The sequence below is a fragment of the Bacillus sp. ISL-46 genome (assembly GCF_018613205.1).
Genome location: NZ_JAGGQR010000045.1, coordinates 43,551 through 56,308, shown reverse-complemented (window position 1 = coordinate 56,308; position 12,758 = coordinate 43,551). Strand labels below are relative to the sequence as shown.

The following is a 12,758-nucleotide window of genomic DNA, read 5'->3' as shown; positions in this document are numbered from 1 at the left end:
CCTCCTAGTGATGAGGCGCCTATTTCACTGGTACTAAAATCGTAAAGGTAATATCATCCTTCTTTAAATCAAATATATCTGCCTTTATTCTTATATCACTTTTTTGTTTTAACTGTTGCATATTAACATAAATAAGTTTATCTTTAGGTCTTATGTCGACTCCCTTTGGAATCTTATAATTTTTGCTAATAAAATTTAGGACGTACGAAATGGGGAGATGTAAACTGCCGATTGTCATTGATTTCTGACTTAAAACCAAATCACCATTTTCAAGTGCCTTAGGCTCGAAGGTTAACCTCATATTCAATTCCTCACTAAAGAAGGGCAAGGTACCATATAATTCAACCTCATCTCCCAAAATGATTCGATAATCAATCGGTGAATCAGCGGCCTCTTCCTTTAAATAATGATTGATGAGTTTATTTAAATCATTCTTATTTGAATTAACATGAAAGGAAACATGTTCACCCATTGGCACATTCAATTTGCTCGTTTGCCGGCCATCCGACGGGAACATGACCAGCGACAACATAACAATAGCGAACAATAGGTTGATTCCTATCAACAGCAGGAATCCAATTTTCCATTTGTTTTTCATCTAATTCTCCTCTGTATTGACCATATATGGCGTTTTGTCCAATTCAGGTAATACTTGTTCTTCTAATGTCTTGTTCAACCTTTGCGCAATCAACTCATAGCCTTTGTCATTTGGATGAAAATTATCTGTAAATAATAAATTTTCGTTAGAATTTAAAAACATGTCTTCTATCGAGACAAAATAGGCATTGGGGTAATTAGCAACCACCCTTTGACCAGCCTTATTCCAATCAGCAACAATCTCATCCAACTCTTTAATTTCTGAAAACCATTTAGAAAATGGATTATATAACCCCACTAATACAACCTGGGTATGGGAATTTTCCTCAATGATAACCTCGATAATTTGCTTTAAATGAGTTCGATAGGATTCTTTTTCGGTGGTAAACGTGGAAAGTTGAAGGTTTTCAATATTGTCCTTGACGACTTTCATTATGTCGTTTCCACCTATCGTTAGAATAACAAGATCTGTCTTTTGTATCACAGCTTTCATTTCTGGCGTTTTCAATCGTTTTAAAAGTTGAGTTGTCCGATTACCTTTTACGCCATAATTATAGAAATCAACTTCTTTTATACCTTTTTCTTTTTCAAGCATTGTTTCTAAATATGGCAAGTAGCCGCCTTTGTTTGTACTATCACCTACCCCTTGGGTAAGTGAATCGCCTGCTGATAAAACTGTTAATTTGCGGGGGACGAAGTCAGCGGGAACTTGTGCAAATGCCTGTGCAGCTGTTTTCTTTTCAGAATGTAACGCCCATTGGTCAACTTGATTACAAGAACAAAGGAATAATACCGTGAGAATTAGAAGGGGGAAGAGCTTTTTCATCTTAAATTCACCTGCCTTCTAAATTATAATTATTATAACACGGCTTGAATCATTCAAAACAATATGTACTATATCCTATTCCTGCCAAAAAAAATAGACCTGTCCGAAGGTCTATTGTAATGCTTTCATATCATGAATTATTTCATCAAAGGGAACATCCTTGTAACCATCATAGGATTTTTTAATATGTCCTTCTTGGTCTACTAAATATAGAGAGGTCCCATGAATCACTTGATTACCCTCGACAGGTTTTTTGACAAGTGCTTTATAATTTTTCAGGGCGAAGTTTTCAATAAACTCCTGCGAGTATCCAGTCACAAAGGTCCAATTTTTAAAATCCACTTGGAATTGTTCCCCATAACGGGTTAATACTTCAGGGGTATCGACAACTGGATCGACACTGAAGGAGACCAATTCAACATTCTTCAAGCCTTCATCCTTGACCATTTTTTGTAATTTTGTCAAGTTAGAAGTCATCGGGGGACAAACATCTGCACAGCTTGTAAAAATAAAGTCTGAAATCCATACCTTACCCTTTAAATCCTTTAATCCAAAGGATTTATTGTCTTGATTTGTAGCTGTAAAGTCCTTAATTGGCCAGTCGACGGAATTTTCTATTTCTTTTTGTCCACATGCCGACATAATGAGTGTTGTAAGAACTAAGACCACTACTAAAAACCGAGCTTTCATACCATCACCTGCAACCTTTTTTCTATTCCATATCGTGAATAGTTTAACAAAGATTTGAAAAAGAAGAAAGGAATTGGTTTGTTAATCGATTACACCTGTTCGTTCAATCGTATTCTTTACATGGACATCGAAGGTAACGTCCTTATATTTCCTGTCCCACTCCTCCTTCGTGATCGTTTTGCCTCTTAAATGGGCTTCGTATTCATTTCCAAAACCGATTGGGTCAATATCTAGTTTCTTAAAATGAAGAAGTAACCCTTCTATTTTCTTTTTCATCGTCTCATCGAACTTTTTTTCAAGAAACTTTACTGATTCTGGTTTACCTAAATCTAAGGCTTCGGTCATTTCTAATACCCTTGAATCTAATTCTACATCCACTCTAAAACGGAGGTTTTTTTTATCGACTAATTTAATTTTAGTCTTACTCCGAATGTTATCAATGCTGACATATATTTTACTGAAAATTGGTTTGTTAATGTAATTTTCATTTTTTAAGATAATTTTTTTTAATTGATCTGTCTTATACCCCATTTCTTTTGTACCAGCTTTATATTTATCAACTAATATTTTTAAATAAAAAAGATCCCCTTGCTTTAATTCATCAACTAAACGGTCATCTTTAAAAAGACCCACACCAGAAATAATAACATCTTTCCCCTTAATTTTAAGGATAGGAAGAACAGGATCCTTCCCAATATCATAATAATTATGGTTAAACTCATGCAGGGTCGGGGAAATAATTTGTTCACCCTCTACATTTTGTTTAATTAAATTATACATATATGTACCAAGGTTTAGTCTCCCTTTATTATTAGTTTCTATTTCCATAATTTCTGAAGCGGATTTATCAGCAATCGTTAAATAGACCATGTTCCCAATGGCGGCATCACGATTCAACGTGTCGACAAGCTGGATAATTCCTTTTTTGGCAAGCTCTCTACTGTAGACAACCGAACGGAGCTGACCAGAAACAAGCTTTTGGTTTGATTGAAGATTTTCTTGTTGTCTTAATCCTTTGCTTGTTTTTGCCACAGAAGTGATTACTTTTGTGGCAGATTGGGTCATCGGATCAAATTTTTGAACGACTACCGTTCCTCTAATTTGATTTGTCCCTTCCATATCATACCCTGAGGTTGTAATTAGTCCTAATTTTTCAAGAGGCTTTTGTTCAACACAACCAGCACTGATAACTATCGTCATCGACCAAACCAACAATAGTCTATGTCTGCTATTATGAAGCTTCCGCACTTGATTTCTTCCTCCTTAGGAACCATTTTTTAACCAAAACGAGCACTGAAAGAAGTACAGGATAACAGAAGGCAGATAAAAAGCCGAGATGAGCAACAAAATCAGTCATTTCACCCATTTGATACCTTGCTTTGATAAAGAATGAACCCACCCAAACAAGGAAGCCAAGGATCCATATCCCATGATTTTGTTTCCAATTTATGATCCGCTTAAATCCCTTAGATGCAGCCCATAAATAACAGCACATGTTAGGCAAGATGACTAACATCCAAAAAGAAACGGCAATAAATTCAAACCGTTCTAAGTTTGGTAACCTAACGATTTTAAACATTGATAAGACAGGCCAAATAGTCCGAGCCAACCCATTTTCAGCAAAGAATGTTATGGATATCATTGTAATCAACGTGAAAAGAATTGTTGTAAATAAATTCCCTAATTGCGAGTACAGAAAAACCTTTTTTTTATCTTTCACATATGGATATAAGAACATAAGTAGTTCAAAGCCCATTAGCGAAAAGGATGTTTTATGTATACCATTCACAATATGCTTCAAATCTGTATTTAAAAGAGGAAGCAGATTCTTAGGGTCTGCATACTGCATCGGCACGATAAGGATAAAGATCATCCAAAGAGTCCCTACTACAGAAATAAAAGCAACTCCGACTATGATACGAATGCCGCCATTAACGGCATAGATTGTTAAAAGGATTAGCGCAAGAGAGAGTTGCCATGTTGGTAAGTCAGGAAAAATCCATACTTGAACAATTTCAATATAATTCATGTGGATGACAAAAAAACTTAAGGTCATATAAAGCATATAAAAAATGTTCATGGCATTCCCAAGCCATTTTCCAAGTACATCTACCTGGATTCCATATAAATCAGCACTATCATATTTTTTCAGCATTAAAACTATCATCGCTAAGACAACGGCTGATAAGACTCCCCCGAGAAAAACAGATATCCAAGCATCATGTTTTGCTGCCAAGAATACAATCCTCGGTAATCCAACAATTCCTACGCCAGTTTGAGCAGCATTAATAAAAAACATGACTAGGAATGCATTAATCAATAATCCTTCCTTTGGCTGCAAATTCACTTTCATCCTGACCGCCCCTATTCATCTACATCCTTTTTTTCAACACCTTTTCGTTTTGGAAAAAGTTCGTTGTCAACCGGACGGTTCGTTAATGGCCTGTAAGATAAAAATTGAGCCGGAAATTTGATAATACTGTATCCTAAGTCCCTCCACCTAAAGGGATAGACTGGCATGAGATAGGGTCTCCCAATTGTAGTTAATCTTAAAAGGTGAATGAGAACAAAACAAAATGATAGCATAATTCCAATTCCCCCCCATATACCTGCTAAAACGATAATTGGAAAACGAATCATCCGAACGGCGGTACCCATTATATAGCTTGGTGAAGTAAAGGAACCTAGCGCACTAAGTGCGATGATGATTATTAAAATATTACTTGTAAACCCTGCTTGTACCGCTGCCTGACCAATTACAATACCACCAACAATACCCATTGTTTGACCTACTTTGGTTGGCAGCCTTGCCCCGGCTTCTCTTAAAAGTTCGATAACAAATTCTAAAAGAAGGGCTTCTAGTACTGGTGGGAACGGAACATTTGCCCTCGATTGACCAAGCGAAATTAGCAGTGCTGATGGAATGACTTCATAATGATAAGTCAATACAGCCACATAGGCCGGGGTCAATAATATCGATAAAAAAATAGAAATAATTCGAAGCATTCTTAAGAAAAAACCCATATTCCAACGCATGTAAACATCTTCGGTTGATTCAAAGAAACTAAGGAAGGGTGTTGGTCCATAAATAGCAGATGGAGAACGATCCATCATTACGGCAACCCTCCCCCTCATTAAGGATAGGGTGACTCGATCTGGTAGTTCAGTTGACATGATTTGCGGGAATATCGTCCAACTATTATCCTCTATCAATTGGCCAAGAACCGTAGTATCCGGGATGTAATCATACTCTAACTCTGAAATTCTTTGGCGAAAGGTATTCACATTATCTTCATCCGCAATATCCTTAATATATACAAGCTTTCCAGGTGTTTTCACCCTTTTTCCGATCGTGATATCCTCCATGCACAATTGTGGATCTTTCAAATTACTTCTAATAATATTTAAATTACCAATAAGTGATTCTGTAAAAGAAATCTTTGGACCATAAACAAGGGACTCGGTTTCTGCCTTTTCAAGGGATCTTTCAACAGTTGTTCCGACATTTGCAAGGATCCCGTAAGGTTCACCATCCACATAAATGTACGTTTTTCCTTCTATTAAGGCTGAAACGATTTCTTTTAATTGATTGGCTGCAGAGATTTCTGCAATCGGCAATATTTGAGCAAGACTCTCGGTGGTCCATTCAACTTGTGTATTTTGTTGAACGGGTAATAATGCAAATTCATCAAAGCTTGTTTTATCAATAAGGCTGCTTAAAAAGCAAAAGATAATCTTTTTACCATTCTTTTTTAAGGTCCGAAAATTCAGATCTGAACAATCGCCTATCTCTGCTTTCAATTCTGATTTTAGATCGTCCACATTTAAACTATGAGGTTTTTTATCTTCAGACTGTTTATTTTCTGATCTTCGCTTAAACATTGGCAACACCTTAACCATTCAGTTTTTTTTATCATTACCAAAAACGCTAATTTTAACCAAAAGAAAAGAAGGGTGTCAGGCACCATGTGAAAACTTCACATGGTGCCTGACACCCTTCGTCTGATAAATTTATTCAAAATAATACATGAGGGCAATTGTCCCCGGTCCAGTGTGAGTGCTTATCGTAGGACCCGTGTAATCAATCGAAATATCTTTATACCCAGTTAATTCAGTAATTGCCTTTTTCAGTTTAGAGGATAATTCGTATGCTTCCGCATGAACAATGCCAGCACCACATATCGTTTTTCCTTGGACATCCTCCGCAAATTGCTTGGCCATATATTTAACCACCTGTGTATGGCTGCGAACCTTGGCGACAGGATTGTATTCCGCGCCTTCAAGCGAGGCAATCGGCTTGATATTTAATAATGAACCAATAAAGGCTTTGCCCTTACCAATCCGTCCACCCTTCACCATGTTCTCAAGGGTATCTATCATAATATACAATTTTGTATGTTCGCGCACCCTATCAAGCCGGTTAAGGATTTCGTCCATACTCTTACCCTGCAAGGCCATTTCCGCTGCTTCCTTTACCTGGAACTGGAGGGCTATCGAGATAAACATCGAGTCAATGACTGTAACTTTCGTTTTCGTCATTTGGGCTGCACTCTCAGCAGATCGAACCGTTCCGCTCATTTTGCCTGTCATATGGATTGATAATACCTCATAGCCTTCTTCCCCAAGCCGGTTGTAAACTTCAAGAAAGGTACCCGCAGAAGGTTGGGAACTTTTCGGTAATTCCACGGATTTTTTCATTACTTCTATGTATTCAGCTGCATCAATTTCCACTCTGTCTAAGTAAGATTCACCATTTATCGTTACGGACAATGGCACAACCACTATACCCAGTTTTTCGGCCATTTCTAGCGGCATGTCCATTGTTGAATCGGTTACAATTTTAATTTTGTTCATAACAATCACTTCCCTAACAGTACTGCTATGTATTATACCGTTAACTACTATTGAAAGGAATAACATCCATCACTTTTCATGTTTTTTAAAATAAAAGAGCACCGCTGGGGGATACCCTGCGGTGCTCGAATGGCATTAAGCGTTATTCTTTAATTCTCCAACTTTAAACAATTGTTCATAATCTGGCCACTTCATGACCTTTTTCAAATAATCTTTAAAGGAGTAGCATTTTTTCAAGTTTTTTTCGTTGTAAAGCGACGTAACATACGTCTGTAAACGGACTTGGATCATAAATTTATAAGTGCTATCTTCCTCCAATACAGGAATGTCCATGACTTTAACCTTCTGTCCAACAACATTTTTGAACTCTAGGCTTTTGAATAACAAAATATCAATCCTCTTTTTCACCCGTTTGAGTATATTATACACTCTTTGGTCCTCGAAATGTGTCTAAATATGCTTGGATTAAAAAAATATTTATGAATTATTAATATGTTGATACTTAAAATACATAAAAAACAGGTCTTTCATCTAGTTAGTTAAATATATTCGTACAACAACAAAAAAAGACCCTAAGGTGTTTTATCTCTTAAGGTCTTTTTGCATTCCATTTATGCTTCGACTACCTCATCTTCTTTGTCTTCTTCCTGCAGCTTTTTCAAGCGTTTGCGGTAGACAAACTTCGATAAATTAATACTAATTTCATAAAGGAGCAAGAGTGGCAAGGTTACCACAAAATCAGACATAAAGTCTGGTGGTGTAATAACGATTGCAATAATAATCAGAACGAAATACGCATATTTACGAATTTTTGCTAAAACAAACGGATTAATGATGCCAAGTGAAGTCAAAAACATAACGACGACTGGAAGCTCAAACAGTACCCCGAATGGCAAGGTCATATTCATGATAAAGCTAAAATATCTTTCGGCAGTGAAGTTTGTGACAAACATATCTTTTCCCATATTCACCAAAAAGTCTAGAACCATCGGAAAGATAATAAAATAGCCGAAGGCAAGACCAATGATAAACAAGAAAAATAAAGCCGGAACATAAGAAATCGTTATTCTTCTTTCTATCGGTCTTAATGCTGGTCTAACAAATAGCCAAATTTGCAAAGCGAGAACTGGAATAGTACCCGCCACAGCTACAACAGTTGCCAGCATGAAATAAATCCACATTATATCACTTGGTCCGAGAACCATCAGTTTTGTATTTCCAACAAACCATTTATAGATATCGTCTACATAAATAAAACCGGCGATAAAAAAGACTACAAACGCAAGTGCAGATACAATAATTCTTTTGCGTAGTTCTTCTAAATGATCAACTAAATTTAATTCTTTATCATCCATGTACTTCCCCTGCCAATTTCAAAAGGTTAAAGATGTGCACGTATATATCGCTCATAGAGTTGACTCTAAACGAAATGGTGCCATTGTTTTAATAAGATGAACAAGTTTTCATGCGCTTTTATAGGTTAAACCCTGAGAAGAAAAAGGTGTAAGACTTAAAATCTCACACCTTATTTAATCAAATTTTTCTTTTCTTCATCAATGTCTTTCATAACATCGTCTGTTAGTTCACGGGTTGACTTTTTAAATTCTTTTAATGTTTGTCCGAAGGCGCGGCCAATTTCCGGAAGTTTCTTAGGTCCAAAAATAATCAATGCAAGTGTTAAAATCAAAATCAATCCTGGTATACCGATATTAGAAAACATGGATTTACATCCCCTTTAATTGTTGTATTATATCTACTATGATTATAGTACCGAAAATTCGTTTTTAGTTAGTTATATGCAATAATTCATAGTAAATTCACAATATCTAGAAAAAGTAAAACAATAGTGATATATAGCATTTTCGTATCACATTATTAATTACTAATGACAATTTAACAATTACAACTAACGAAGTCAATGATTAAATGCGTTTATAGAATTATTAAAATATTTTGATAACTTTCTTTTATTTGAATATAATTGGATCATTAATAACATATATTTTTCAAAATGACAAATAATAAGGATAGGATGTGATGAGGATGGAATTTTCACTTTGCAGTTATGATGGGGCTCTTCCTGTGGAGGTAACACTTGATGATGATAATGGAAGATACACCATTCGTAAAAGCGATCGTAGTGGGGAATATTTTAATAGCCCACTGGAACTAATAAGCTGGGTTAAAACACATTTCAACGAAAGAGAATTTTGCCATCCACATGAATTTAGGGGTATGCTAGCTAAATTAGCAGATTACGAATTAAATGGATCCTATTTCTAATATCAAACAAAAGAAAGCACCAGCGATGCGCTGATGCTTATTTTTATGAGTCCAAACCTGATCAATCCGAGCTACGATTTTCTTTCATATATTTTGAATTCATAATCGTACGGATTCTTCTCATCCATTAAGCCCTTTTCACTAGACACTAGTTCCCATTTGCTACGATCAAATTCAGGAAAAAACGTATCCCCTGCAAATTTTTCATGAATAAGCGTGATGTATAGACGATCCGCAAACTCAAATGTCTCGTTAAATATTTCTGCTCCACCAATGACGAAGATTTCTTCGCTTTGCTTTTTGCTGTACTTTACAAAATCCTCAATGGAATAAAAAACCGTACAATCTTCACTCTGATAATTAACCTGGCGGGTGATCACAATATTTTCTCTGCCAGGAAGGACACGACCAATGGATTCATGCGTTTTTCTTCCCATCGCAATTGGATGGCCCATCGTGACCCTCTTAAAGAATTTTAAATCCTCCGGCAATCGCCATGGTAATTGATTATCTTTCCCTATTACTCTATTTTCGTCCATCGCGACAATAAAAGAAATCATACACTCACTACTCCTTTAATGTGAGGGTGTGGATCATATCCCTCTAGTGTAAAGTCTTCATACTCAAAAGAGTAGATATCCTTGACTTGTGGATTAATTTTAAGAGTCGGCAACGCTCTCAGCTCTCTCGCCATTTGCAACTTTACTTGTTCGAGATGGTTTTGATAGATATGAACATCCCCAAAGGTATGGATAAATTCACCTGGCTCCAAGTCGCACACTTGGGCAATCATCATTGTTAGCAGCGCATAGGATGCGATATTAAACGGGACGCCAAGAAATACATCGGCTGAGCGTTGGTAAAGCTGGCAGGACAGCTTCCCATCTGCCACATAAAATTGGAACATACAGTGGCACGGCGGTAAAGCCATATTATCAACATCAGCAACATTCCAGGCATTGACAAGTAGTCTTCTTGAGTTGGGATTCGTTTTAATCTGGTTGATAAGCTCTGTGATTTGGTCAACGGTTTTTCCATCCGCACCTGTCCAAGAACGCCATTGGTGACCATAGACAGGACCTAATTCCCCATTTTCGTCTGCCCATTCATTCCAAATGCGGACCCCGTTTTCCTGTAGATACCGAACATTCGTATCCCCATTTAAAAACCAAAGCAGTTCATAGATAATCGATTTTAAATGTAATTTTTTGGTCGTCACGAGTGGAAATCCCTCTGCCAAATTAAATCTCATTTGATAACCGAAGGTACTAATTGTACCGGTACCAGTTCGGTCGCCCTTTATGTTTCCACTTTCTAGTACATGCTTACATAATTCTACATATTGCTTCACCGTGGACACTCCCTTATCTGCACATATTTATCTATTTTATCAATCAAGGACAAATTAGTGAAGCGATAGCTGTTTCAAAAATTCAAATGTTTTTGGTGCTTTCTTCCGTAATAGTTCTTTTGTACCATCATTTAAATAGTACATTGCGAAGGTCTCTGCAAAATATTCTTCCGGATATAAAAAATAGCTGTTTCCCGGAAATAATTGTTCATGTTCCTTTTCCCATACGCTCATAAAGTCCTTGGAACCACTAATTTCCCCATACACATAGCGATCGATCGAATGGGCCAACTCATGTAATTCTAGATTTACAGAACTATGACCCTTTCCTGATTCACTGGAACCAATCTTAGCAAGGACCACCTTCGATCCTCCAATCCCTGGGACATCATCCCAGGTTACGTTAGATGTATAACCCCGCGGAACCTGCCCTTCTAATTGCCTTGCAGTGGGATTATCCGTTAGCTTTCCATTAAAAAGTTTCAGGTTAATTCCCTGATTGTTTATTTTTTTCAAAAGGGAGAAAGGTAAAGAATTGATTCTGGAAATCATAGCAGCCGCTTCTTGTTGATCAAAGTGCTCCTTTGGTAATACAATTATTTGATCTAAAAGTGCTACTGACCGATCATCTTCAAGAGATTGGTAGATTAGCGAATTTCTAGGATAATCTCCAAGCAAAATACCATCATAAGAAGCTTGTGATGTAGTTATGGATGATAGAAACAAACCAGCGATTAGTAGAGTAATTACCGATTTACGCAAATTATCATCCCCTAATAATTCAATATATTAATTGAATTATAACATAGGACTTAGTTAGTTAATTTGAATTTACAAGCCAAAAGTGGGGAATAAAGGCAAAAAGCTGCCGAATCCGGCAGCTTCACAATTTTAATAAATTTAAACTTCTAATCCATAATTTCGGCAAAGGGAGGCTAATCCACCTGCAAAACCACTGCCGATCGCGTTAAATTTCCAATCACCGTTATGGCGGTAAAGTTCACAAATAACAACCGCTGTTTCGACCGAAAAATCCTCGCCAAGGTCAAATCTTAAGACCTCATTATTAGTATCTTCGTCAACCAAGCGAACAAAGGCATTAGAAACTTGGCCGAAATTCTGGAATCTTGCGTCCGCATCATGAATGGTCACAGTAATCGCAATTCGATGCACATGCGTGGGAACTTTACTAAAGTCAATCTTGATTTGCTCGTCGTCTCCGTCACCTTCTCCGGTTCGATTATCACCCGTATGTTCAACAGAGCCTGAAGAGTGAATCAAATTATTGTAAAAAATAAAGTCGGAATCCTGGATAACTCTGCCATTCGCATCTGTTAAAAACGCGGATGCATCCAAGTCAAAGTCATTTCCACCATGATAACGATTCGTATCCCAGCCGAGGCCAACAATTACCTTGGTTAGCCCAGGGTTCGTTTTTGTTAAATCAATTCTTTGTCCCTTTGCTAAGTTAATACCCAAACGTATCACCTCTATTTGAACTTTATTAATTACCTAACTAAAGGAACGAACAACTTCACTAAGGCTGGCAGCATTTGTACCACTGCCGATTGCCGCAAACTTCCAGTCATTGCCGTGACGATAAATTTCTCCTGTCACAAGGCATGTTAGCCCGCTATAATCATCTGATAAATTATAATGGATGAGCTCTTGATTGTTTCCAGGATTCACGACTCGGATAAAAGCATTTTTCATCATCCCAAAGTGCTGCTTTCTCTTCACACAGTCATAGATATTAACAACGAAAACAAGTTTCTGAATATTGGACGGTACTCTGCTTAAATCGATCATTACCTGCTCGTCATCACCGTCTCCGTCGCCTGTTAAATTATCTCCTGAGTGTTGTACACTGCCGTCATTGCTCTTTAAGTTTCCAAAATAAACAACGTCCTTATTGTTTTGCAGCTTGTCGTTTGCACCAAGCATAATAACGGAAGCATCACAGTCTATATTAGCTGAACCACCGCCACTGAATAAACCGCCGAATAAGCCGCCGCCCCCGCTGCTTTGTACTGGATCCCAGCCCAAACCTACCATGATTTTAGATAATCCTGGATTACTCTTCGTTAAATCAACACGTTGCCCTTTTTGTAAATTAATAGCCAATTCAATCACCCCAATAAGAAATTTAGTAAATCA

General features: G+C 37.1%; 16 protein-coding genes. 1 reads left to right on the top strand and 15 read right to left on the bottom strand.

What is annotated here, in order from left to right:
* Positions 1-19: 19 nt before the first annotated feature.
* The 10 genes from J7E67_RS20820 to J7E67_RS20775 form a co-directional block, all read right to left on the bottom strand.
* On the bottom strand, positions 20-598 hold the full coding sequence (locus J7E67_RS20820; protein WP_214712513.1) for a YpmS family protein: 579 nt from the start codon (positions 596-598) through the stop codon (positions 20-22).
* On the bottom strand, positions 599-1,423 hold the full coding sequence (locus J7E67_RS20815) for an SGNH/GDSL hydrolase family protein (RefSeq protein ID WP_214712512.1): 825 nt from the start codon (positions 1,421-1,423) through the stop codon (positions 599-601).
* A gap of 111 nt (positions 1,424-1,534) precedes the next feature.
* Positions 1,535-2,113, bottom strand: coding sequence for an SCO family protein (locus tag J7E67_RS20810; protein ID WP_214712508.1), 579 nt, complete (start codon positions 2,111-2,113; stop codon positions 1,535-1,537).
* An 81-nt stretch (positions 2,114-2,194) separates the two neighbouring features.
* Complete coding sequence (locus tag J7E67_RS20805) at positions 2,195-3,361, bottom strand: Ger(x)C family spore germination protein (RefSeq protein WP_214712506.1); 1,167 nt, start codon at positions 3,359-3,361, stop codon at positions 2,195-2,197.
* Positions 3,345-4,466 (bottom strand): GerAB/ArcD/ProY family transporter, encoded by a 1,122-nt coding sequence (locus tag J7E67_RS20800; protein WP_214712504.1) that lies wholly within the window; start codon positions 4,464-4,466, stop codon positions 3,345-3,347. The genes J7E67_RS20805 and J7E67_RS20800 overlap by 17 nt, the downstream gene beginning before the upstream one ends.
* Before the next feature lie 11 nt (positions 4,467-4,477).
* Entirely contained in the window at positions 4,478-5,995 is a 1,518-nt protein-coding gene (locus J7E67_RS20795) for a spore germination protein (protein WP_214712503.1), read from the bottom strand.
* A 129-nt stretch (positions 5,996-6,124) separates the two neighbouring features.
* Entirely contained in the window at positions 6,125-6,967 is an 843-nt protein-coding gene (locus J7E67_RS20790; RefSeq protein WP_214712501.1) for a DegV family protein, read from the bottom strand.
* Positions 6,968-7,102: 135 nt separating this feature from the next.
* Positions 7,103-7,354, bottom strand: coding sequence for a DUF2535 family protein (locus J7E67_RS20785; RefSeq protein ID WP_214712498.1), 252 nt, complete (start codon positions 7,352-7,354; stop codon positions 7,103-7,105).
* A 224-nt stretch (positions 7,355-7,578) separates the two neighbouring features.
* Positions 7,579-8,322, bottom strand: coding sequence for a twin-arginine translocase subunit TatC (gene tatC / locus J7E67_RS20780; protein ID WP_168244829.1), 744 nt, complete (start codon positions 8,320-8,322; stop codon positions 7,579-7,581).
* A gap of 170 nt (positions 8,323-8,492) precedes the next feature.
* Positions 8,493-8,687, bottom strand: coding sequence for a twin-arginine translocase TatA/TatE family subunit (locus J7E67_RS20775; RefSeq protein ID WP_098931751.1), 195 nt, complete (start codon positions 8,685-8,687; stop codon positions 8,493-8,495).
* A gap of 323 nt (positions 8,688-9,010) precedes the next feature.
* On the opposite strand from J7E67_RS20775, the gene J7E67_RS20770 reads away from it, so the two are divergent.
* Positions 9,011-9,250: a hypothetical protein gene (locus tag J7E67_RS20770; protein WP_088088697.1), complete on the top strand. Its 240-nt coding sequence runs from the start codon at positions 9,011-9,013 to the stop codon at positions 9,248-9,250.
* A 71-nt stretch (positions 9,251-9,321) separates the two neighbouring features.
* On the opposite strand, the gene J7E67_RS20765 is transcribed toward J7E67_RS20770, so the two are convergent.
* The 5 genes from J7E67_RS20765 to J7E67_RS20745 form a co-directional block, all read right to left on the bottom strand.
* Positions 9,322-9,810 carry a dihydrofolate reductase gene (locus J7E67_RS20765; protein ID WP_214712497.1) on the bottom strand — a complete coding sequence of 163 codons (489 nt, stop codon included), beginning with the start codon at positions 9,808-9,810 and terminating at the stop codon, positions 9,322-9,324.
* Positions 9,807-10,601, bottom strand: coding sequence for a thymidylate synthase (locus tag J7E67_RS20760; protein ID WP_214712492.1), 795 nt, complete (start codon positions 10,599-10,601; stop codon positions 9,807-9,809). The genes J7E67_RS20765 and J7E67_RS20760 overlap by 4 nt, the downstream gene beginning before the upstream one ends.
* Positions 10,602-10,655: 54 nt before the next feature.
* Positions 10,656-11,363, bottom strand: a complete 708-nt coding sequence (locus J7E67_RS20755; RefSeq protein WP_214712490.1) for an anthrax toxin lethal factor-related metalloendopeptidase — start codon at positions 11,361-11,363, stop codon at positions 10,656-10,658.
* Between the two features lie 138 nt (positions 11,364-11,501).
* On the bottom strand, positions 11,502-12,080 hold the full coding sequence (locus tag J7E67_RS20750) for a TerD family protein (RefSeq protein WP_088088701.1): 579 nt from the start codon (positions 12,078-12,080) through the stop codon (positions 11,502-11,504).
* Positions 12,081-12,113: 33 nt separating this feature from the next.
* Complete coding sequence (locus J7E67_RS20745) at positions 12,114-12,725, bottom strand: TerD family protein (protein ID WP_214712486.1); 612 nt, start codon at positions 12,723-12,725, stop codon at positions 12,114-12,116.
* Positions 12,726-12,758 lie beyond the last annotated feature (33 nt).